A 23084-nucleotide genomic window follows, 5' to 3' on the forward strand; every position below is an offset into this window, starting at 1 on the left:
GGCTATCGGCGGAGTTGGCGATCGCTGCCGATCACCAGCCACTTTCCGGACAGTACTCGGCCCGCGACTGCAAGCATCCGCAGTGCGACGAAGACGCCGAGCCCTGTCCAGATCCCTACCAGTCCCCAGTCGAACACCAGAGCCGACCAGATGAACGGCAGAAAGCCCACGACGGCGCAGGCCATGGTCGCGTTTCTCAGAAATGCAGCGTCGCCGCTGCCGAGCAGCACACCGTCCAACGCGAACACCACGCCGGCAATGGGGATGATCGCGACGAAGATCCACCAGATCGCATGCATCTCGTCGATGACCGATGCGTCGGTGGTGAACAGATCCGGCACGAACGAACGCCCGACGGCGAACACGCCGGCGAGAACGACCGCGAACACCGTCGACCATGCCGTCAATCGCCACGCCAGGGCGCGCGCATCGTCGATCCTGCTCGCACCCAGGGCGGCTCCGACCAGGGTCTGAGCGGCGATTGCCAGTGAATCGAGCATCAACGACACCAAGTTCCACATGTGCAGAACCACCTGGTTTGCGGCGACCGAGGCGGCACCGAACCTCGACGCGACCGCAGCGGCGGACAGAAAACAGGCCTGGAACGCCAGACTGCGCACGATCAGGTCGCGGCCCAGCACCAGTTGTGCGCGCATCACCGACCAATGCGGGCGCAATTCGGTGCTCGCCCGCACGACTGCGCCGACGAACAGCGCACCGGCGACGCCCTGGCCGATCACGTTCGCCACGGCCGATCCCACCAGCCCGAGCCGTGGGAATCCCAGCAACCCGTGGACCAGGAGGGGGCACAACACCGCTGATACACCGAAGCCGAACACGACGAAACGCAGTGGCGTCACCGTGTTCTGAACCCCACGCATCCATCCGTTTCCGGCCAGCGACACCAGGATGAACGGCACACCGAGCAGAGCTACGCGCAGCCACGCGACGGCCTCGGCAGCGATGTCCCCGCCGCCGGTCAGCACCGAGACCAGGGGCTCGGCGGCGAGCTGCATCACCGCGACGATGGCGATACCGATCGCAAAGGCCAACCAGGTTGCCTGCACACCCTCACCGACGGCGTCGCGTTCGCGGCCTGCACCGTGCATGCGAGCCGCTCGCGCGGTCGTGCCGTAGGACAGGAACGTCAGCTGCGTGCTGACCTGGGCCAACACGAGCCCACCGATGGCCAGGCCGGCGAGGGCGAGCGCGCCGAGCCGGCCGACCACGGCGGCGTCGAACAACAGGTACAGGGGCTCGGCTGCGAGGACGCCGAGCGAGGGCAACGACAGACCTAGGATCTTTCGAGCCGTGACCGGGGTGGAACTCACGACGCCGACAGGGCCTCACGCAGCGCATCGATCACGTCGGGCAGGTCGCCGGTCGCGGTGTAGCCGGCTGCATTGCGGTGCCCGCCACCGCCGAGCACGCACGCCACCGCCGACACGTCGACCTCGGTCTTCGAGCGCAGAGAGACCACCCAGACCGACCCGAAGTCCTGTTGCTTGAGCACCGCGGCGACCTCGGCCTCGGAGGTGGTGCGCACGATGTCGATCACGCTCTCGATCTCCTCGGACCGCAGTCCGGCCGAATCCTCGCTCCTGATGACGGCGTACACCAGCCCTCGCCCGTCGGCCGCGTCGGGAAGCAACGATGCCGAACCGAGCACCGACCCGAGCATCGGCAACCAGTCGAACGGGTGAGTGTCGAGCAGCTTGCGGGCGATGTGAGCCCCGTCGATCCCCGTGGCCAACAGTCTCTCCGCCAACAGATGAGAACCCGGGCGAACCCAGCGGAACGAACCGGTGTCGGTGACCAGACCCGCGAACAGCAGGTGGGCCAGATCGGCATCGATCTCGACGCCCCACCGATCGAACAGCCGCGCGATGACGGCGGTGGTGGACTCAGCAGACGCGTGCACCACGTTCAGTGTTCCGAATCGTGTGTTGCTGCGGTGATGATCGATGACGAGGCTGGCCGGCGCCGTATCGAGTCGGTCGCCCAGCGAACCCAGCCGACCCCTGCTTCCGGCGTCGACCGTGACCACCAGGTCGACGGACTCGCTGACCTCGTCTGCGCCGACGAGAAGGTGTCTACCCGGTAATTCGTCCATCGACTCGGGCAGGGACGCCGGTGCTGCGAACGCCACCTGGACGGACGCGCCGCGACGTTCGAGCACCGAACCGAGTGCAAGCCCACTACCGATCGTGTCGGCATCGGGTTGAACGTGACACAGCACGGTCACCGAGGATGCACGTTCGAGCATCTCGATCGCCCGCGCCAGATCCTGGTCGGCCTCCGACACTGCCCCCGAATCGTCGGACATGTCAGTCGGCTTCGGCGGGCTCGACGTCTGCAGGAGTGGAGCCTGCGGAATGACCATCCAGTGCAGGAGTGGAGCCTGCGGAATGACCATCTGTGTCTGCGACTTCGCGTGGAGCTTTGTACGGGTCCGGATCCCCGGCCGGCTTGGCGTTCGCACGCGCGCGGGCCAGTTCTTCGTCGGCCACGCGGGCGCGTTCGAGCAGGTCTTCCATGTGGCGTGCGGTGTCGGGCACCGTGTCGGTCACGAACGTCAACGTCGGCGTGTACCGCACACCCGTTCCGGCTCCGACCTTCGAGCGGAGCACGCCCTTGGCCTTCTCCAGTCCTGCCGCAGCGGCCTGAAGATCGGGCGGCGTATCGAGGTCTTCACCCATCACGGTGTAATACACCGTGGCGTCGTGCAGGTCAGCAGTCACCTTGGTATCGGTGATGGTCACGAATGCCAGCCGTGGATCCTTGATCTCGTGATCGATCGCCGTTGCAACGATGGCGGCGATTCGCTTGGACAACTTTCGAGCCCTGGCCTGATCCACCACGACAATCACACTCCTCTTTCATGGCCGAACGTCGATTCTGTTCCGACGTGGCGGCGGTTGTGCACTTCTCGTCCGCCGAGCAGCGCTCGGCGGACTTCCCGGATCAATCCTCGGGTCCGAAGATTCTCCGGCGTACTGCCAACAGTTCCAGATCGTGGCGTTCGGCGACATGCCGTTCGCACTCGTCCAGTTTGTCGTGCAGTAGGTCGACGTCGGTACCGGCCGCGGCAACCCCCAGCAGGGATCGCCGAATACGTTCTCGCTCACCGGTTTCGGCAGCCGAGACTCCCAGCCGTTGCAGATCACCGAGCACCGGTTCCACCATCGACCGTTTCTCGGCGAGCGAACGCACATCCCCCAACAACACGTCCAACTCCAGAGCACCCAGATACACGCTGACGTCCTTCGATCAGCTTCGACGACAAAGCCGGTGGCGGTACATCTGTCGTACCGCCACCGGCTCGAAAGTCGGAGCGCAGTGTCACTCCCCTGGCTTCACCACCGAGCCGACGCGACCGGGTGCGGAGCCGAAAGGCTCCGCATCCGTTCTAGTCGCGCGGCTTTTCACGGAGCTCGTACGCCTCGATGACATCGCCCACCTTGATGTCGGAGTACGTCACCGTCAAACCACATTCGTAGCCCTCGCGGACCTCCGTCGCGTCGTCCTTCTCGCGACGGAGCGAGGAGATCGTGACGGTTTCCGCGACAACGGCGCTGTCTCGGATGAGTCGCGCCTTGGCGTTGCGACGGATCGTACCGGAGGTGACGAGGCAACCGGCGATGTTTCCGACCTTGGAGGAACGGAACAGCGCGCGGATCTCGGCCTGCCCGAGGGCAACCTCTTCGTACACCGGCTTGAGCATGCCCTTGAGGGCCTTCTCGATCTCGTCGATGGCCTGGTAGATCACCGAGTAGTACCGGATGTCGACGCCTTCACGGTTGGCCAGCTCGGTGGCTTTGCCCTCCGCTCGAACGTTGAAGCCGATGATGATCGCGTTGGATGCCGATGCCAGGTTGACGTTGGTCTCCGTGACGCCACCGACACCGCGGTCGATGACGCGCAGTTCGACCTCGTCGTCGATCTCGATCCCGAGCAGCGCCTCTTCGAGCGCTTCCACGGTTCCCGAGTTGTCACCCTTGAGGATCAAGTTCAGCTGCGAAGTCTCCTTCAGAGCTGCATCGAGATCGTCGAGGCTGATGCGCTTGCGGCTCTTGGCTGCCAGAGCGTTGCGCTTGCGCGCATTTCGACGGTCGGCGATCTGTCGAGCGATTCGGTCCTCGTCGACCACCAGAAGGTTGTCGCCTGCACCGGGCACCGACGTGAAGCCGATGACCTGCACGGGACGAGACGGCATCGCTTCGGTGACGTCCTCGCCGTGCTCGTCGACCATGCGACGAACGCGTCCGTATGCGTCACCGGCGACGATCGAGTCACCGACACGCAAGGTTCCGCGAGCGATGAGCACGGTCGCGACCGGGCCGCGACCACGGTCGAGGTGTGCCTCGATGGCGACACCCTGAGCGTCCATGTCCGGGTTGGCGCGCAGATCGAGCGACGCGTCGGCCGTCAGCAGCACCGCTTCGAGGAGGGCATCGATGTTGGTGCCCTGCTTGGCGGAGATGTCGACGAACATCGTCTCGCCGCCGTATTCCTCGGCGACCAGACCGTATTCGGTGAGCTGCTGCCGGATCTTGTCCGGGTTCGCGCCCTCCTTGTCGATCTTGTTCACCGCGACCACGATCGGCACGTCGGCTGCCTGTGCGTGGTTGATGGCCTCCACCGTCTGCGGCATGACGCCGTCGTCGGCTGCGACCACCAGGATCGCGAGGTCGGTGGCCTTGGCACCACGGGCACGCATGGCCGTGAAGGCCTCGTGACCGGGGGTGTCGATGAACGTCACGAGACGCTCGTTGCCTTCGAGCTCGGTCAGCACCTGGTACGCACCGATGTGCTGCGTGATTCCGCCGGCCTCGCCTTCGCGCACCGTGGTGTTGCGAATCGAGTCCAACAGTCGTGTCTTACCGTGATCGACGTGGCCCATGACTGTGACCACCGGGGGACGCTGCTCCAGATCGTCCTCGCCGCCGGCATCCTCGCCGTAGGTGAGATCGAACGAGTCCAGCAGCTCACGATCTTCGTCCTCGGGACTGACGACCTGAACGACGTAGTTCATCTCGCCGCCGAGAAGCTCCAGCGTCTCGTCGTTGACGGACTGCGTCGCAGTGACCATCTCACCGAGGTTGAACAGGGCTTGCACCAGTGCAGCCGGGTTCGCGTCGATCTTGTCCGCGAAGTCCGACAGCGATGCGCCGCGGGCGAGACGAATGGTCTCACCGTTGCCGCGGGGCAGCCTGACGCCGCCGACTGCGGGAGCCTGCATGCTCTCGTACTCGGCGCGCTTCGCCCGCTTCGACTTGCGGCCACGACGAACTGCTCCGCCGGGACGACCGAATGCACCTGCTGCTGCGCCGCGCTGACCGGGGCGTCCACCGCCACCGGGACGACCGCGGAAACCACCTGCGGGAGCGCCGCCTGCGGGGGCACCACCGGGAGCGCCGGGAGCGCCGCCGCCGCGGTAGCCACCGCCACCGCCGCCGCCCGGGCGTCCGCCCGGAGCGCCACCGGGACGACCGGGACGACCTGCTGCGGGGCCGGGACGTGCCGAACGGGTCGGCATGGCACCGGGGTTGGGGCGAGGAGGCATCGAGCCGGGGCTCGGACGAGGTCCGGCCTGGCCCGGTGCGGGACGGGGCCCACCCTGCCCTGGAGCCGGACGACTGCCACCGGACGGTGTTGCGGGACGAGGCCCACCTTGTCCGGGAGCGGGGCGTCCGCCACCGGGGCGCGGAGCACCGGGAGCGGGCCGAGGAGCAGGGCGCTCCACGGGAGCCGAGGAGTACGGGTTGTTACCGACACGCGGAGCCTTGGGGCCGGGCTTGGGGCCGGGACCTGCGGGCTTCGGTGCGGCCGGGGCAGCGTCGCTGGTGGCAGCCGACGCGGCGGGAGCCTGCTCGACCGGAGCGGCCGGAGCTGCAGGCTCGGGGGTAGGCGCTGCGGGGGCCGGAGCCGGCGCGGCGGCCGGAGTCGCGGGTGCAGCGGGTGCTGCCTCCACGGGAGCCTGCGCTGCGGGTGCTTCCGGCTCTGTCGGACGCGGTGCCGGCTTGGGGCCGGGACGGGGTCCGCCCGGTTTCGCGGCACCCGGCTTCGCGGTGCTGCTCGCTGCCCGATCGGCCGCTGCGCGACCGTTCGGTGCAGCTGCGGCCGGTGCCGACGCGTCCGTGTTCTCGGACGGGAAGGACTCGCGCAGTCGACGCGCCACGGGGGCTTCGACTGTGGATGATGCGGACTTGACGAACTCGCCTTGCTCTTTGAGCCGTGCGAGTAGTTCCTTACTGGTGACACCGAGTTCTTTTGCCAACTCGTGCACGCGGGCCTTGCCTGCCACTGCTCTCCTCACTGAGAGGCCGAGCGAGGCTTGGTGCCCGCACGACCTCGGGTTATCTCCGATGGACGTTCATCGTTGGTGCTTCACGGTGTGCTCATCAGTGCTGTTGCCTGTTCTTGTCGACGGGTGTTGCTCTTGTCGTGATCTCGGCCTGCAGCTGTCCGTGCTCGTCGAGCACGGCTGTCACTGCGGACGATTCCACATTTCCCGATATCCGAAACGCACGACCGAAGACTCGGCGTCGTTCCGCATTGTGCAGGCACTCTCGGCTGTAGTGCAACCACGCACCACGGCCGGACATCGAATGCCGGACATCGGGGACGAGAGCGAATTCGTGCGAACCAGCTTCTCGAACCACGATCCTCAACAGATCGGCGGCCGGCACTCGCTCCCTGCACCCGATGCATGTACGAATCGGCCGGCTTGTCACTACCGGATACTCGCGTTCATGCCCCTGGGCGGAGAGGTCGTTACCGAACCATCGACCACTCTACCGCTGTATTGCCCCGAACTCCGCATTCCGGCCCTACGCGCTGGTCGTCTCGGGTGCCGCCGCATCGCTGCGGATGTCGATGCGCCAACCGGTCAATCGAGCAGCCAGTCGAGCGTTCTGCCCTTCCTTGCCTATGGCCAGAGAGAGCTGGTACTCGGGAACCACGACACGGGCCGCACGGGCAACCGCGTCGACGACGGTCACCGAGACGACCTTCGACGGGGAAAGTGCATTCCCGACGAACGTGGCCGGGTCTTCGTCGAAGTCGATGATGTCGATCTTCTCGCCTGCCAGTTCGCTCATCACGTTGCGCACGCGCTGACCCATCGGTCCGATGCAGGCACCCTTGGCGTTGAGCCCGGACACGGTGGACGCGACGGCGATCTTCGAGCGGTGCCCCGACTCGCGAGCCACTGCCACGATGTCGACCGAGCCGTCGGCGATCTCGGGAACCTCGAGGGCGAACAGCTTGCGCACCAGATTCGGGTGCGTGCGCGAGAGCGTGATCTGCGGACCCCGGTTGCCCCGGGCAACTCCGACGACGTAGCACTTGATGCGCTCGCCGTGCTCGTAGCTCTCGCCCGGCACCTGCTCTGCGGGCGGCAGCAGGCCGTCGGCTCCGTTGGCGTCACTTCCGATGCGGACGATCACGGTGCCCTTCGCATTGGCACGCGTGTCGCGCTGGATCACCCCGTTGACGATCTCACCCTCGTGCGTGGAGTACTCGCCGAACGACCGCTCGTGCTCGGCGTCGCGCAGGCGCTGCAGGATGACCTGACGCGCCGTGGTTGCCGCGATGCGTCCGAAGCCTTCCGGGGTGTCGTCCCATTCGGAGATCAGATTGCCGTCGGCGTCGAGTTCCTTGGCCATCACCCGAACGGAGCCGGTCTTGCGATCGACGTCGATCCACGCGTTGGACTGGTGCCCCTCGGTGTGCCGGTAGGCCGTCAGCAACGCGGTCTGGATCGTCGAGATCACCATCTCGATCGGAATTCCCTTGTCCGCCTCGATGGCACGCAATGCGGCTATGTCGATATTCACTTGTCCGACCCTTCTTCCGGTGCTTCCACGTCCACGATCTCATCGGTGTTCGCGGGTGACGGCCTACTGCCGACCACACCACCCGCCAGGTCCATCTCTTCGGCACTCGGCCGCGAGAACTCCACCTGTACAACAGCTTTCACAACATCGGACAAGGCAACGGGGCGAGTCGACAGCACACCCTTCTCCTTGATCACCACGGTGACCGAATCGCCGTCGAGTACCCCGACGCGACCGTCGAACTTGCCGTCGGCCAGTTCGATACGCACTTTGCGTCCGCGAGCCCGACGCCAATGCCGTGCCTCGGTCAGTGGGCGGTCGATTCCGGGGGTGGTGACTTCCAACGTGTACGGAGCTTCCCCGAAATCCGTCACGGCATCGAAGGCATCCGAGATCTCGCGGCTCAGTTCCGGGAGAGCGTCGAGGTCGATTCCCTCTTCGCGATCGACCATGATCCGCACTGCACTGTGCTTTCCTGCGGCGACGACGTTCACGTCTTCGAGGTCGTAACCCCGTTCTCGAACGAGGTCGGCGAGCAGTTCGACAACCCTTTCCTTGGACGGAACAGGCATGTCGCGAACTCCTCGTGTGTAGTTGTGGGCGATCCGGCGTACGGCAGCAGGACTGCGTTTGGTGAACCAACAGCCTACCGCCCCGCAGGCAGTGCTCGTGACCACGATCGGCCGACGCGACACACGGGCACGGCACGGGCGAGCGCCGCGGTCTGGCACGATATCGGAGTGCCAACGCCGACCGTCCCCTTCGCGCTCAGTCGCCGCGGGTTTTTCCGACTCGCCGGCGTCGCTGCTCTGTCCGCGGCCACCGTGTCTAGCGTTGCGGCCTGCGGTCAGGAGACGATCTCGGGTCCTGCCCTCGACACCTTGACTGCGCAGTTGCGCGCTGCCCGCGCCGATGCCGCGGATGCCACCGCGGCCGCGACGGTGATCGCCGACTACGCCGCCGCCCTGGGGATCGTCGCGGCGCAGCGGACCGAGCACGCCGATGCGCTCGACACCGAGATCGCCCGCGCCACCGGTGCCTCGACCGAGACGTCGTCGGTCACGGCCACCACGACACCCGTTCCCACCACGCCGCCGCCCGATCTCGCCGCCGTGCGAGAGATGTTGACGGCCTCCGCTCGCAGCGCGGCAGATGCGGCTCGCAACGAAAGCGGTTACCGGGCAGGCCTTCTCGGTTCCATCAGCGCCTCGTGCACGGTCTCGGCCCTGGTGGTGCTGGCATGAGCGATCTCGGCCCGGAACAGCAAGGCCTCGTCGATGCACTGGCCGCCGAGTACGCGGCGGTGTTCGCCTACGGCGTCGTCGCGGCATTCTCCAATCCCACGCGCGCAGATCTGGTTGCGTCGAACACTGCCGCCCACCGCGCGCGTCGAGACGCGACCATCGATGCACTCCGGGCGGCGAGTGTCACTGTGCCGCTGCCCGATCCGGCGTATGCGTCCCCGTTCCCGGTGACCGACGCGATCTCGGCCGCGCAGTTGGCCGCGCAAGCCGAGATCGACACCAGCATCGCGTGGCGTTCGCTGATCGAACGCAGCAGGTCGGGAGCGACCCGCGACATGGGTGTGCAAGCGCTGACCGACGCCGCGATCCGCCTCGCAACGTGGCAACAAATTCTGGGAGTCAGTCCGTCGTCGACGGCATTTCCCGGTCAACCGTGAGCACGTGTGCCGATCCGACGGAACGCCCCGGCATGAACAACGCCGCCACCAGTCCGATCGCCACTGCCCCAGCGCCGACGAGCAGAGCGGGTGCCAAGGCGTCGGTGTAACCGGCGGGCGTCAGTGATCCACCGGCTCCGATGAACACCGCTGTCAATACCGCGATGCCGAGTGCGATACCCACCTCCCGCACAGTGGAGTTGGCGCTGCTGGCGGTGGCGTGATCGTCGTCCTTCATGTCCCGCAGCACTGCGGTGGCGGAAGGAGCGAACGTCAGCCCCATGCCCACTCCCGCCGTCAGCAGGGCCGGGACCATCGACGAATACTCGGTGTCGGGTCCCAGAATCAGCGCCATCCACACGAGCGAAACCGACTGCAGCGACAGGCCGCCGACCAACAGCCCACGCAGTCCGACGCGCTCGGCAAGCAGACCTGCGATCGGTGCGACCACCATCGGTGCGGCGGTCCACGGCAGCGTGCGTAGGCCCGCCTGGAACGGCGTGTAGTTCATCACGATCTGCAGGTATTGCGCGAGGAGGAACACCGCCCCGAACATGCCGAGCGAGAACGTGATTCCGATGATGTTGGCGATGGTGAAGCTGCGCGAACGAAAGAGTGCGAGCGGCAGTACCGAGTGTCGGGTGCGCGAGGCGCGCAGAACGAACGCCACGAGCAGCACCGCCGAGCCGATGAAGCCGGCGAGCACCGTGGCCGACGCCCACCCGTCGTCGTTGCCGTGGACCACCGCCCACACCAGGAGGAAGACACCGCCGCCTGCGAGGACCACGCCGGGCAGATCGAGCGGTTGGATGCGCCCTGCTGTTTCCTTCAGCGCGACGTACGCCAGCGGAACTGCGACGAGGGCCACCGGAACGTTGATCCAGAAGATCGCCTGCCAGGAAATCCCGTCGACGACGGCCCCGCCGACCACCGGTCCCAGCGCGACGCCGAGTCCGGAGACTCCACCCCAGATCCCGATTGCCATCGCGCGCTTGCCCACCGGTACCACCGCGGCGAGCAGCGCCAGGGACAACGGCATGATCGCGGCGGCACCGATTCCCTGCACGGCGCGCGCGGCGATGAGCATCGCTGGACTCGCAGCGAGCGCGCTGGCCACCGAGGCAAGAGTGAAGACCGCGATGCCGCCGAGGAATACCGCGCGCCTGCCCCACCTGTCGCCGAGCGTCGCCGCCGTCAGCATGAAGGTGGCGAAGCTGAGGGTGTACGCGTTGAGGAACCACTGCAGTTGTCCGACAGAGGCGTTCAGGTCCTGCTGGATGACCGGTAGTGCGCTGGTCATCACCAGATTGTCGAGGGTTGCCATGAACATCGGCAGGGATGCTGCGAGGATGCCGAGCCACACGGGAACGTTCCGAGTGGCGGGCTGCACTGCAGGTGGAGAGTCTGTGGCGGTCATTGCGGTCGTCCCGTCTCGCGCTTGTAAGCATCGAATGATTACTTATTCGAGACCGTAAGTTATCAACTGATAACCTGTCAACATGTCCGACCCGTCAGCGCCCAAGCCCAGAGCCACCCGCATGGATGCGGCCGACCGCCGAGAGCTCGTGCTCGACGCAGCGATGCGCGCGTTCGCGCGCGGGGGTTACGCCGGCACCAGTACCGATGCGGTCGCGAAGGAAGCGGGCGTCTCTCAGCCGTATGTGGTCCGCATGTTCGGCACCAAGGTCGAGTTGTTTCGTCTGGTGTTCCAACGCTCCGTCGACGGCATCATGGCCGCGTTCGATGCCGTGCTGGCGGCGGGCCCGCTCGACCCCGACGACGACAGCACCTGGGCGAATCTCGGTTCCGCCTATGCCGATCTGGTGGCCGATCGCGACCTGTTGATGGTCATGATGCACGGATTCGGCGCAGGCTCGGTACCCGAGATCGGCCGGGCAGCCCGGGAGGGAATGGGCGCCATCTACAGCCAGATACGTGCCGGCACAGGTTGTTCCGAGGATCAGGCACGGCAGTTCATCGCGCACGGGATGCTGCTCAACGTCCTCATGTCGATGCAGGCGCTCGAGCATCCGTACGACAGCGCCGGACTGCACGAGATGACGGTGTGCGCGTTCGGAACCAATCTGGTCCCGGCCGATCCCGGCTGAGCGTCGGCGCTAGGGACGCATCTCGTACCGACCGTCGTACGAGACGACCTCGTTCCAGACCGTCTCGAAACGCCCCGCGTCGACCACCGGCTTGCGAATCGAATCGAGCGCCCACTGCTGTTGCGCTCCAGTCGATGACGGCTTCCCGTACAGCGCGACGGCATAGCCGGAGAAGTCTCTGATCTGGAAGTCGAAGATCTGGTCCATCATCTCGGACGAGATCTCGTCGGCCTGCTCGAGCAGAAGGTGACCGTAGACCACGAGCGAGAACAGGTGACCCACCACCAGCAGGAAATCGAGGTCCTTCTGCTGGGACTCGTCGGGCGCACACTCGGCGAGGAACGAGGTGAATGCCTGTGCCTGCTCGTAGAAGCGTCCCACGTTGGGGATTCCGGAGTGCTTCTCGTACAACGGCTTCCAGTCGTGGAACCGCACCGAACTCGCACCGCGGGCCGGCCCCTGGGCGAAGAAGAAGCTGTCGTCGACCGGCTCGGTTCGGGTACCGACGTCCGGATAGTCGGTGGGCGAGAACATGTAGGCCGGCATGAATTTGAGCATCAGCGCCACGTTGACGTGCACCGTGCCCTCGAGCTTGGGCAATGTTCCGATCAGCTGGGCGGCTTCGCGGAAGTAGGTGTTCTTCTCGTAGCCCTTGGCCGCGATGACGTCGTGCAGCAGCCGCACGACCGTTTCGCCCTCCGAGGTCACCTTCGCCTTCGTCATCGGGTTGAACAGCAGGTAGCGCCGGTCCTCGGGCCCTGCGGCACGGAAGTAGTCCAGGGCCCGCGCGCTGAAGAGCTTCATCGCGATCAAGCGCGAATAGGCATCGACGAACGCACTGCGCACGTGCGGAAAGTCGGTGACCCGATTGCCGTACAGAACTCTGTTGTTCGCATGCGTGATCGCCTCGTGGAAGGCGTGCTCACAGATGCCGATGGACCCGGTGCACAGGTTGAACTTTCCGACGTTGACCGTGTTGAGAGCTGCCGAGAACGCGTCGGCACCGGTGTGCAGGATGTCCTGTCGCCGGACGGGGTAGTTCTCGAGCGCGAACGTGCTGACGTACATCTGACCGTGAACGACGCTCTCGCGGAGCCGATAGGCCGGGTGCGCACTGTCGGCCACGAAGAACACGTACGAATCGGGTCCTTCGACGTCGGTACGTCGGCCGAACACCGAGACCATGTTCGCCACGTTGCCGTTTCCGATGTAGTACTTCTCCCCCGACGCGGTGAACTCGAGCTCGGAGTCCTCGGTCGTGGGCGTCAACAGCATGTCGGTGGAGTACACGTCGGCTCCGTGCGCTCGCTCGGACAGACCGAACGCCATCACCCCGCCGCGGTCCAACTCGCGTGCGGCGCGGCGTTTGGCGTCGTCGTTGGCGCTCATCCAGATGGGACCGAGACCCAGCACGGTGACCTGCCAGGTGTACCAGTAGGCCAGACCGTAGAACCCGAGAACCTCGCTCAGCGCGGCATTGCGAGCGGCGTCCCAGCGCGTGTTCGGCCTCCCGTCCGCATAGGCGGCGGGCGTGGAGAACGTCGCGAACAACTTCTGCTCGGCGACGAATTCCAGAAAGTCGGACGGCCATACGCTGTCGAGATCGTCCGCCAACAGCCTGCCTTTGCCGCGACTCTCGAACCAGTCGATCAGTGCACGCAATTGTCGGCGAGAATCCTCGTCGAGCTCGGCCGGATCGAAGGTTGTGGGATCGAACAGCGCATAGTGAGACACGTGGTGACCTCTCATAGTCGTTGACCCGAAGCTACCAGCGGGTACACGGCCGCGCAGAGAGATCGCGAGACTCTTCTACGGAGTGCGGCGCACGGCCTTCACGATCTCCTCGACCGCCGAGTCGATGTCCAGCTCGCGACTCTCACCGGAGAAGCGATCGCGGATCTCGACCTTGCCGTCGGCCCAGCCACGGCCGAGAACGACCACCAGCGGGACGCCGATCAGTTCCGAGTCCTTGAACTTCACTCCTGGTGAGGCCTTGCGATCATCGAAGAGCACCTCGATGCCCTGCGTATCGAGTTGTGTGGCGATCGATTCCGCACCGGCGCGAGCCGCGTCGTCCTTGTTGGCGATCACCAGATGGACATCGGCTGGCGCAACCTCCGACGGCCATCGCAGACCCTTGTCGTCGTGCATCTGCTCGGCGATCACGGCGACCAGACGGGAGACGCCCACACCGTACGAACCCTGAGTCAGGCGAACCGGCTTGCCGGTCTCACCGAGGACGTCGACCGAGAACGCATCGGTGTACTTGGAGCCGAGCTGGAAGATGTGCCCGATCTCGATTCCGCGAGCACTGACGAGCGGGCCGCGACCGTCGGGAGACATGTCGCCGTCGCGCACCTCGGCTGCTTCGATGGTGCCGTCGGGAACGAAATCGCGACCGGCGACGAGGTTCACCACGTGCTTGCCCTTGACGTCCGCGCCGGTGATCCACGACGTTCCGTCGACGACCCTCGGGTCGACGAGGTAGCGAACACCGTTGGCCTGCAACGCGCGAGGCCCGATGTACCCCTTGACGAGGAACGGATTGGCAGCGAAGTCCGCGTCGGTCAACAGGGCGAACTCGGCAGGCTCGAGAGACGCTTCGAGGCGCTTCTCGTCGACCTCTCGGTCACCGGGCAGGCCGACGGCGAGCAGTTCCCACTCCCCTTCTGCGTTGCGCACCTTGAGCAGAATGTTCTTGAGCGTGTCCGCGCCGGTGACGGTGCGTCCGAGATCCGCGGAGTTGGCCCACTCCACCAGGGTCGCGATGGTCGGGGTGTCGCCGGTCTCGTGGTCGACGGCGGCCGGCTGCCCCTCGATGGGCAGCGGCGCCGGTGCCGGAGTGGTGACGGCCTCGACGTTGGCCGCGTATCCCGATTCGATGCAGCGCACGTAGGTGTCCTCGCCGATGTCGCTCTCGGCCAGGAATTCCTCGGAGGCACTGCCTCCCATGGCACCGGACGTCGCGGCGACGATGACGTAGCTGACACCGAGGCGGGCGAAGATGCGCTGGTACGCCTCACGGTGAGCGGCGTAGGACTTCTTCAGTCCGTCCTCGTCCATGTCGAAGGAGTACGAGTCCTTCATCACGAATTCACGCCCGCGCAGAATGCCGGCGCGGGGACGCTCCTCGTCGCGGTACTTGGTCTGGATCTGGTACAGCATGACCGGCAGGTCCTTGTACGAGTTGTATTCGGCCTTGACCGTCAACGCGAACAATTCCTCGTGGGTGGGACCGAGCAGCATGTCGTTGCCCTTGCGGTCCTGCAGCCGGAACAGCGCGTCGCCGTATTCGGTCCACCGATTGGTGGTCTCGTACGGCTCGCGCGGCAGCAGTGCGGGCAGAGAAATCTCCTGCGCACCGATGGCGTTCATCTCCTCGCGCACGACGCGCTCGACCTGCCGCAGCACCCGCAGACCCAGCGGCAACCAGGAGTAGACGCCAGGCGCGATACGACGGACATAGCCGGCGCGGACCAACAGCTTGTGGCTGTCGACCTCGGCGTCGGCGGGGTCGTCGCGAAGGGTACGAAGGAACAACTGCGAAAGACGGGTGATCACGGGTTGTCAGACTAGTCGCTCACGCAGTGCCTGTGAGCAGGCGGCCGTACAGTGAGTAGCCTCGTGCCCGTGCTGATTCTGCTGCCTCCCTCCGAGACGAAGTCCGACGGCGGTTCCGGAGCACCTCTCGATCTGGACCGACTGTCGTTGCCCACGTTGACACCGCTCCGCCGAAAGCTCGCCGACGCGCTGGTGGAACTCGCCGGCGACGTCGATGCATCGATCGCAGCGCTCGGCCTCGGCCCCACCCAGAAGGACGAGATCGAACGCAACGCCCGAGTGTGGACCTCACCGACCACACCTGCGCTGCAGCGGTACACCGGCGTGCTCTACGACGCCCTCGATGCGGCGTCGTTCACTCGGGCCGGTCGCGCCCGAGCGGACGCGCGGCTGTGGATCGGCTCGGCTCTGTTCGGAGCCGTCCGTGCCTGCGATCCGATTCCGTACTACCGACTCTCCGGTGGATCGACCGTTCCGAATTTCGGCACCCTGCGCTCACACTGGAAGCCCGAACTCTCCGACGCCATCGACGCCGAGGACGAGGGGATCGTCGTCGACCTCCGATCCGGCACTTACCAGCAGCTCGGTCCCGTCCCCGGTGCGATCACCGCCACGGTGCTCACCGAGAAGCCCGACGGCACCCGTTCGGTGGTGAGCCACTTCAACAAGCACCACAAGGGCCTGCTGGCACGCGCGTTGACTCTGACCACCGCCGAGCCGAAGGACGTGAAAGCCGTTGCGCGCGTGGCGTCCAAGGCCGGACTGCGAGTCGAAGTGGCATCGAGCACCGAATTGATCGTGCTCACCGAATGAGCGAGATTCCTGGACTGCTCCGCCGCGGCGCCGACGCCTCGGTCGGCAAGACCAAGAGCCAACGCGTCGCCGACGACGTCGCAGATCGACTGGTCTCGATGGACGCGACCGAACTCGGCTCTCGCGCGCTGACGAACATGATCGAGACGTTGTACGAAAACGGCTGGCAGCCCATGGATCTGGTGCACGTCGTGCGGCGTCAGCACACGGTGGCAGTGGCCGATCTCGCTGCCGCGGTACTGCTGCATCAGGCCGACCTCGCCGACGCGGACTCGCGGGCTCCACAGGACTGGGTGGATCAGATGTCCACGATCTGCGAGCAGTTCCCGAAGGTTGCGGCCCGGGTCGAGGCCACGCCCGATTTCCTGACCGCGTACCTGACCTCTTCCGGTAAGACCGATTACATCGCGGCCAGTGATCAGTGGCTCGACGTACTCACCCTGCTCGGTCGATGGCAGACACTCCCCCGGTGGCCTCAGCTCGGCCCGAAGCCGTCCCAGTGGCCGCGCACTCGTCCTACGGTGACCGGTGTCGCCGGCTCCGACTCCCCGAACACCAAGATGCTGAGCAAGATTCGCGGGCTACTGGCCAAGGCCGACGCCACGGACTTCGAGGAGGAGGCCGAGACGCTGACGGCCAAAGCCCAGGAGTTGATGACGCGCTACTCCATCGACACCATGTTGCTCTCGCAGGGCCACATCGATATTCACGGCCGACGCGTTCATGTCGACGGCCCGCATGCCCCGGCCAAGGCGCAGCTGTTGCACGTCGTCGGAACCGCCAACCGCGTCAAAGCGATCTGGGACCAGGAGTTCGCCGTCGCAACCCTGGTCGGAGCGCCGGTGGACGTGGAACAGACCGAGTTGCTGTTCACCTCTCTGCTCGTTCAGGCCACACGCGCCCTCGGGCATTCACCGCAGGCGAAGAAGCGCAAGAAGGCCGGATCGGCGGCGTTCGGCAAAGCATTCCTGTACGCGTACGCCGTCCGTATCGGAGACCGCCTCACCGACGCCGATGCGAACGCCCTCGAGGAGGCGAGTCACGAATCCGGTGATCTACTACCGATACTCGCCGCTCAGACCGTCGCCGTCGAAGCCGAATTCGATCGACTGTTCCCGACGGCGAAGCCGATGCGCGGCCCACGCCTTGACGCCGAGGGATGGGATTCGGGCCAGGCTGCGGCGGATCGGGCCGATCTCTCGCGCTGAGGTGTGGGAGTCGACTGTCGATCCGCAAGGCAAAATGGTTCCGTGCCGGAAACTCTCGACGACATCATGACGCGAACGTCCGAACTCCTCACCGCCCGTGACATGGCCGCACTGTCCACTCTGATGGGTGAGCTGTCGACGACCGATGCGGTGCGCATGCTCGAGCGGGTCGACTCGTCTCGACGCGCGGTGTTGTTTCGTCTTCTGCCCAAGGACGAGGCCGTGACGGCCTTCGAGCGATTCGACGCCACCGTTCGCGGCGAGTTGTTCGAGAGTCTGCGCAGCGACGACGTCATCGCGCTGTTCGAGGATCTCGACCCGGACGACCGCGTCGAGCTGCTCGACGAACTCCCCTCCAATGTCGCGCATCGGCTGCTGGTGGGCCTGTCTCCCGACGAGCGCGCACTCACCGCGCCCATGCTGGGGTACGACCGCGGGTCGGTCGGCCGCCGGATGAGCCCGGAGTTCGTTCGACTGCGGACTGCAGCGACCGCCGCCGACGCACTCGTCGCCGTGCGGCGCACCGGCTCGGACGCCGAGTCGGTGTACCTGTTGCCGATCACCGACGATGACCGAACTCTGCTGGGGGTGGTGACCCTCGCCGACCTGGCGACCGCGGCACCGAGCACCCCGGTCGGCGACCTGTACTCGGATCATCCTGTGGTCGAGGCCGATTCGTCGGCGGAGGAGGCCGCACGACTGTGCTTCGAGCACCGCAGTCCTGCGGTGGTGGTGGTCGATTCCGAGAAACGACTGATCGGCATTCTCACACTGGAGCAGTCCTCACGAATCCTGGAGGAAGCCGAGGACGAGGACGCCGCCCGCGCCGGTGGCTCGGAGCCGCTGCGCCGGCCGTATCTGTCGACGCCGGTGCTGTCCATCGTTCGCTCGCGCGTGGTGTGGTTGCTGGTGTTGGCGCTGTCGGCCATCCTCACGGTGCAGGTTCTCGAGATCTTCGAGCACGCACTCGCCGCAGTCGTCACTCTCGCGCTGTTCATTCCGCTGCTGACCGGGACCGGCGGCAACACCGGATCCCAGGCCGCGACCACTGTCACGCGGGCACTCGCACTGGGCGACGTGCGACCGCGCGACATCGCCGCCGTGTTGTTTCGCGAGGTTCGCGTCGGCGCGACGATGGGTGCGATGCTCGGCACCCTGGGCTTCGTCATCGCCGGACTCGTCTACGACTGGCACCTCGGGGTCGTCATCGGTACGACGCTGCTGTCCATCTGCACTCTCGCAGCCACGGTCGGCGGTGCGATGCCGCTGATCGCGAAGAAGATCGGGGTGGACCCAGCTGTCTTCTCGACGCCCTTCATCTCCACCTTCTGCGACGCGACGGGGTTGATCGTCTACTTCCTCATCGCCAAGGCCGTACTGGGCGTGTGATCGGCCCTGCTCGTCAGCCCTTCTGGGCGTCTTCCTGAGCGGCCTGCGCCTGCGCTACCTGCTCCGGGGTGAAGCGAATGAACACCGCAGCGATTCCCGCGACCACGGCGCAGACTGCGCAGCAGAAGAGCGCGAACATGTAGCCCGAGCTCAACGCGTCGAGTTGGCTGTCGTTCATCAACGTTGCCGGTCCGGAGATGCCACCGAGAGACAATGTTCGAGAGGTGACCAACGCACCGATCACGGCGAGCGCCAGCGGGCCGCCGAGGGTCTGAGCAACCAGGGCGATAGCGGTCAACGGGCCGATCTCGGTGGGGCTGACTCCGGCGATGGCGCACAGCGGAAGCGGCACGACCGTCAGGCCGACGCCGAATCCGATACCGATGACGGGGAAGAACAGTCCGGGGAAGTACGACGAGTCCGCGTTCATCGTCGCGACCGACACCATCAGCCACCCGACCATGATGACGGCACCGCTCAGAATCAACCACCGTGGGGCGATACGCGTCACCAGCTGCGAGGCCAGGAATGCGGCGGCACCGAGTCCGAAGGCGAACGGCACGAACGCCAGGCCCGCGTGCAACGGGCTGTATCCCAGGATGTCCTGGACGAACAGTGCCACGTAGGCGGCGAGGCAGAACATCACGCCACCGGCGAAGAAGATGGCCACGAACGTCGCTACCCGGTCTCGGCTGCCGAACAGCGAGAACGGCAGCAATGGATTGTCGGCGCGGCGCTCGACCAGCAGGAACAGCCCGAGGAAGAGCAGTCCGGCGATCAGCGAGACAATGACGATCGGATTGGTCCAGCCGAGTTCGGTGCCCTCGCTCAGAGCGAGCACCACTCCGGTGCAGCCGAGCGTCGCCAGAATCGCTCCCGGCACGTCGAGCGGTAGCTTTGCCCCCACCGTCTCCTGCAGAGACACGACTGCGAGCACCACGATGACGACACCGATCGGCACGTTGATCAGGAAGATCCACCGCCACGACACCTCGGTCAGCGCACCGCCGATGATCAGGCCTGCGATGGAGCCGACACCGGTCATGGCCGCGTATATCGCGATGGCCTGGTTTCGTACCGGGCCCGGCGCGAAGGTGGTCGCCACCAATGCGAACGCCGTGGGCGACGCCACCGCGGCTCCGACGCCCTGGAGCGCGCGCGCCGCTACCAGCGTTGCCTCGTTGACCGCGAGCCCGCACAGCAGGGATGCGATGGTGAACAGCACGACGCCGGCCAGGAACATCTTCTTGCGACCGAATGCGTCACCGAGTCTGCCGCCGAGGAGCATGAGCCCGCCGAAGGCGAGGGCATACGACGTGAGCACCCAGTTGCGTCCGGCATCTGACAGGCCCAGATCCGCCTGCAACGGAGCAAGTGCCAGATTGGCCACGGTGCCGTCGAGCACCACCATCAACTGCAGACCACTCAGGACGATGATCGCCAACCCGAATGCTCTGGTCGTCACCGGGTATTTGATCTCGGTGGTGGACGTATCGGACATCGAGGACTCAGGCACGAGTCTTCACGTTACCGGCGTGCACAGAGAAACCGGCAACGGTCCCGATAACGACGATCGCGGGAGGCCTGATCCCCGCTTCGCGAACGGCGTCGGCGACGGTGCTCAACGTCGCTCGAACCTCGCGCTGAGTACGCATGGTGCCCTCCTGTACGACGATGACCGGGGTATCGGACGCCCGGCCGCCCGCGATGAGTACGTCGGCGAACTGCCCGATCCGTTCGACGGCCATGAGCAGGACGATGGTGCCCTTGAGTTTGGCCAACGCGTCCCAGTCGACGAGCGAATCGGGATGGTCGGGTGCCACGTGGCCGCTGACAACGACGAACTCGTGGGTGACGGCGCGATGCGTCACCGGGATCCCGGCGGACGAGGGCACCGAAATGGCGCTGGTGATGCCGGGCACCACGGTGACCGGAATTCCCTCGGCAGCGAGCGCTTCGAGTTCTTCGTATCCCCTACCGAACACGTAGGGGTCGCCGCCCTTGAGTCGGACGACGAACTTGCCTGCCTTCGCCCCGTCGATCAGCGCCTGGTTGATCGCCTCCTGCGCCATCGCGCGGCCGTACGGAATCTTCGAGGCATCGATGACCTCCACGTGCGGGCCCAGTTCGGCCAGCAGCTCGGGCGGCGCGAGCCGATCGGCCACCACGACATCGGCATAGGCGAGCAGCCTGCGCCCGCGGACGGTGATGAGGTCCGGATCGCCGGGTCCGCCACCGACCAGCGCGACGCCCGTCAACGGCGCACGGTCCGAGTCGGCGACCACACCTGACTGCAGGGCCTCTATGACGGCATTGCGTACCGCGGCCGATCGACGGTGCTCCCCGCCGGCGAGCACTCCGAGGGTCAGCCCGTCCCATTCGGCGGACGCCGGGGTGACCGCGGTGCCGTCCTTGGCGATGTCGGCTCGCACACAGAAGATCTTGGACGCGGTGGCCTCGGCGACGATGGCGATGTTGGTCGCGGCCTCGTCGGTGCACGCGACGGCGTACCAGGCGTCGGCGAGGTCGCCCTCGCGATAGTCACGCAACTCCATGGTCACCTGACCGGCAGTTGCCATCGCCTCCACAGCGGGCGTGGCCTCCCGAGTGATGACGTGAACCACGGCACCGCAGGAGATGAGCAGCGGCAATCGGCGCTGCGCGACGGTGCCGCCACCGACCACGACGACGCGTCGACCTTCCAGATTGAGGCCGACCAGATAGGGAGAGTCAGTCGCGTTCACGAGAGGAAACGCTACCGCGCGCGCTGCACCCGCTTCTCGCCCCATACGGGCTCGTTCGATTCGTAGGCCTGACCGGTGCTGCCGAACACGAGGAATCGGTCGAAGCTGCGCGCGAACCAGCGGTCGTGGGTCACGGCGATGACGGTGCCGTCGAACGCGGCGATGGCGTCTTCGAGTGCGTCGGCGGACATCAGGTCGAGGTTGTCGGTCGGCTCGTCCAGCAGCAGCAGGGTGGCCCCGGAGAGTTCGAGCAGCAGAATCTGTACGCGCGCCTGCTGGCCACCGGAAAGATTGTCGTAGGACTGTTCGGCGGCTCGGGCCAGACCGTAGCGGTCCAGTGCCCGGCCTGCAGCCTCCCGGCCCATGCCGTCGCGGTGTTCGTTGCCCATGTGCAGGATGTCGAGGAGTGTGTTGCCCGCGAGATCGGGCCGAGTGTGGGTCTGCGCGAACAGGCCGGGCCGAACGCGAGCGCCGAGCACCGCGGTGCCGGTGTGCGGAACCGGATCGAGTGCCAGTTCCTGAACCGGCTCGTGCTCCTTCTCCGGATCGGTTCCACCGTTGGCGAGCAAACGCAGGAAGTGCGATTTGCCGGAACCGTTGGAGCCCAGCACGGCGACGCGGTCTCCGTACCAGATCTCGGTGTCGAAGGGCTTCATCAGTCCGGTCAGTTCCAGTGCCGTACACACCAACGCGCGCTTGGCTGTTCGGCCGCCGCGCAGACGAACGGTGACGTGCTGCTTCAACGGCACCGCTTCCGGCGGTCCAGCCTCCTCGAACTTCGCCAATCGAGTCTGGGACGCGTGATAGCGCGCAGCGACCCCGTCGTTGAACTTGGCCTTCTCTCGCAGACGCAGCACCAGTGCCCGGAGTTTGACCAGTTCCTCGTCCCACCGCCGTCGTAGTTCGTCGAGCCGAGCATTCCGGTCCTCACGCGCAGCGTGATACGTCGCGAACCCGCCGCCGTGCACCCAGGAAGTGGCACCGCTGACGCCCGGTTCCAGCGTCACGATCCGATTCGCGGCGTTGGCGATGAGCTCCCGGTCGTGACTGATGAACAGAACGGACTTGTCGGAATCACGAATGGTCGCTTCGAGCCAGCGTTTGCCCGGCACATCGAGGTAGTTGTCCGGTTCGTCGAGAAGCAACAGATTGTCGGTGCCGGCGAACAACGCTTCGAGCACCAGGCGCTTCTGCTCACCGCCACTGAGGGTCGATGCAGCGCGCCACTTCGCGCGGTCGAACGGCATTCCGAGGGCCGCCGTGGTGACCTTGTCCCAGAACGGTTCGAGGTCGTAACCGCCGACATCGCCCCAATCCGACAGGGCCTGTGCGTATTTCATCTGGGTCTTCTCGTCGTCGACCTCGATCATCGTGTTCTCGGCGGTGTCGAGGGCAGCGGCGGCCGTCCGCACGGCCGGGGACGCAACCGACAGCAGCAGATCGCGCACGGTCGAGTCGTCGCGTAGCTGGCCGACGAACTGCCGCATCACTCCGAGCGAGCCCGAACTCGACACCGATCCCTCGTCGGGGGTCTCGTCACCCGCGATGATGCGCGTCAGCGTGGTCTTACCGGTTCCGTTGGGCCCGATGAGGGCGGTCTTGGCACCGTCGCCGACACGAAACCCGACACCGTTGAGCAACTGCCGCCCGTCGGGCAGGAAGTAGACGATGTCGTTGAGTTCGAGGTGGGCCACAACGAACCAGCCAACCTCATCGGCCCGGCTATAGCCAATCGTTTA

The 23084-nt window shown here is 66.0% G+C and carries 20 protein-coding genes; 6 read left to right on the top strand and 14 right to left on the bottom strand.

The window, feature by feature from the left end:
• Positions 1-2: 2 nt before the first annotated feature.
• The 8 genes from QM590_RS00530 to rimP form a co-directional block, all read right to left on the bottom strand.
• On the bottom strand, positions 3-1331 hold the full coding sequence (locus QM590_RS00530) for an MATE family efflux transporter (RefSeq protein ID WP_269593655.1): 1329 nt from the start codon (positions 1329-1331) through the stop codon (positions 3-5).
• Positions 1328-2326 carry a DHH family phosphoesterase gene (locus QM590_RS00535; protein ID WP_269593654.1) on the bottom strand — a complete coding sequence of 333 codons (999 nt, stop codon included), beginning with the start codon at positions 2324-2326 and terminating at the stop codon, positions 1328-1330. Before QM590_RS00535 ends, QM590_RS00530 begins: the two co-directional genes overlap by 4 nt.
• Position 2327: 1 nt before the next feature.
• Positions 2328-2861, bottom strand: coding sequence for a 30S ribosome-binding factor RbfA (gene rbfA, locus QM590_RS00540; protein WP_269593735.1), 534 nt, complete (start codon positions 2859-2861; stop codon positions 2328-2330).
• Between the two features lie 103 nt (positions 2862-2964).
• Positions 2965-3255 carry a DUF503 domain-containing protein gene (locus tag QM590_RS00545; RefSeq protein WP_068050194.1) on the bottom strand — a complete coding sequence of 97 codons (291 nt, stop codon included), beginning with the start codon at positions 3253-3255 and terminating at the stop codon, positions 2965-2967.
• A gap of 154 nt (positions 3256-3409) precedes the next feature.
• Positions 3410-6307: a translation initiation factor IF-2 gene (gene infB / locus QM590_RS00550; protein ID WP_269593653.1), complete on the bottom strand. Its 2898-nt coding sequence runs from the start codon at positions 6305-6307 to the stop codon at positions 3410-3412.
• A 97-nt stretch (positions 6308-6404) separates the two neighbouring features.
• Positions 6405-6737, bottom strand: a complete 333-nt coding sequence (locus QM590_RS00555) for a YlxR family protein (RefSeq protein ID WP_283278780.1) — start codon at positions 6735-6737, stop codon at positions 6405-6407.
• Between the two features lie 96 nt (positions 6738-6833).
• A complete protein-coding gene (nusA, locus tag QM590_RS00560; protein WP_068050201.1) occupies positions 6834-7841 on the bottom strand; it encodes a transcription termination factor NusA in 1008 nt (335 codons plus the stop codon).
• A complete protein-coding gene (rimP, locus tag QM590_RS00565; protein WP_094642141.1) occupies positions 7838-8413 on the bottom strand; it encodes a ribosome maturation factor RimP in 576 nt (191 codons plus the stop codon). Before rimP ends, nusA begins: the two co-directional genes overlap by 4 nt.
• A 168-nt stretch (positions 8414-8581) precedes the next feature.
• Between rimP and QM590_RS00570 the strand changes: the two genes are divergently transcribed.
• Positions 8582-9085 carry a hypothetical protein gene (locus QM590_RS00570; protein WP_269593651.1) on the top strand — a complete coding sequence of 168 codons (504 nt, stop codon included), beginning with the start codon at positions 8582-8584 and terminating at the stop codon, positions 9083-9085.
• Complete coding sequence (locus tag QM590_RS00575; protein ID WP_094669830.1) at positions 9082-9522, top strand: ferritin-like domain-containing protein; 441 nt, start codon at positions 9082-9084, stop codon at positions 9520-9522. Before QM590_RS00570 ends, QM590_RS00575 begins: the two co-directional genes overlap by 4 nt.
• Here QM590_RS00575 and QM590_RS00580 read toward each other — a convergent pair.
• The gene (locus QM590_RS00580) at positions 9485-10939 is read right to left on the bottom strand and encodes a DHA2 family efflux MFS transporter permease subunit (RefSeq protein WP_269593650.1); all 1455 of its coding nucleotides are present in this window, start codon (positions 10937-10939) and stop codon (positions 9485-9487) included. The genes QM590_RS00575 and QM590_RS00580 overlap by 38 nt on opposite strands.
• 82 nt (positions 10940-11021) lie before the next feature.
• On the opposite strand from QM590_RS00580, the gene QM590_RS00585 reads away from it, so the two are divergent.
• Positions 11022-11630 carry a TetR/AcrR family transcriptional regulator gene (locus tag QM590_RS00585; RefSeq protein ID WP_269593649.1) on the top strand — a complete coding sequence of 203 codons (609 nt, stop codon included), beginning with the start codon at positions 11022-11024 and terminating at the stop codon, positions 11628-11630.
• 9 nt (positions 11631-11639) lie between these two features.
• Here the strand turns inward: QM590_RS00585 and QM590_RS00590 are convergent, their stop codons facing one another.
• Together QM590_RS00590 and QM590_RS00595 are read right to left on the bottom strand one after the other, a co-directional pair.
• Positions 11640-13364 (bottom strand): acyl-CoA dehydrogenase family protein, encoded by a 1725-nt coding sequence (locus QM590_RS00590; RefSeq protein ID WP_269593648.1) that lies wholly within the window; start codon positions 13362-13364, stop codon positions 11640-11642.
• 75 nt (positions 13365-13439) lie between these two features.
• Complete coding sequence (locus QM590_RS00595; RefSeq protein WP_269593646.1) at positions 13440-15191, bottom strand: proline--tRNA ligase; 1752 nt, start codon at positions 15189-15191, stop codon at positions 13440-13442.
• A gap of 69 nt (positions 15192-15260) precedes the next feature.
• Between QM590_RS00595 and yaaA the strand changes: the two genes are divergently transcribed.
• Genes yaaA through mgtE form a run of 3 tightly spaced genes read left to right on the top strand, consistent with a single transcriptional unit; the run spans position 15261 to position 18601 of the window.
• Positions 15261-16004 (top strand): peroxide stress protein YaaA, encoded by a 744-nt coding sequence (gene yaaA / locus QM590_RS00600; RefSeq protein WP_068050222.1) that lies wholly within the window; start codon positions 15261-15263, stop codon positions 16002-16004.
• A complete protein-coding gene (locus tag QM590_RS00605) occupies positions 16001-17212 on the top strand; it encodes a DUF2786 domain-containing protein (protein ID WP_269593645.1) in 1212 nt (403 codons plus the stop codon). Before yaaA ends, QM590_RS00605 begins: the two co-directional genes overlap by 4 nt.
• Before the next feature lie 42 nt (positions 17213-17254).
• Positions 17255-18601: a magnesium transporter gene (gene mgtE / locus QM590_RS00610; RefSeq protein ID WP_269593644.1), complete on the top strand. Its 1347-nt coding sequence runs from the start codon at positions 17255-17257 to the stop codon at positions 18599-18601.
• A 13-nt stretch (positions 18602-18614) separates the two neighbouring features.
• On the opposite strand, the gene QM590_RS00615 is transcribed toward mgtE, so the two are convergent.
• The 3 genes from QM590_RS00615 to QM590_RS00625 are packed head-to-tail and all read right to left on the bottom strand — an operon-like array spanning position 18615 to position 23039.
• A complete protein-coding gene (locus QM590_RS00615) occupies positions 18615-20102 on the bottom strand; it encodes an MFS transporter (RefSeq protein WP_269593733.1) in 1488 nt (495 codons plus the stop codon).
• 7 nt (positions 20103-20109) lie between these two features.
• Positions 20110-21345: a uroporphyrinogen-III C-methyltransferase gene (cobA, locus tag QM590_RS00620; RefSeq protein ID WP_499218553.1), complete on the bottom strand. Its 1236-nt coding sequence runs from the start codon at positions 21343-21345 to the stop codon at positions 20110-20112.
• Positions 21346-21356: 11 nt separating this feature from the next.
• A complete protein-coding gene (locus tag QM590_RS00625) occupies positions 21357-23039 on the bottom strand; it encodes an ATP-binding cassette domain-containing protein (protein ID WP_269593642.1) in 1683 nt (560 codons plus the stop codon).
• Positions 23040-23084 lie beyond the last annotated feature (45 nt).

Origin of the sequence: Rhodococcus sp. IEGM 1372 (assembly GCF_030056835.1) — a bacterium.
Lineage (GTDB): Bacteria > Actinomycetota > Actinomycetes > Mycobacteriales > Mycobacteriaceae > Rhodococcoides.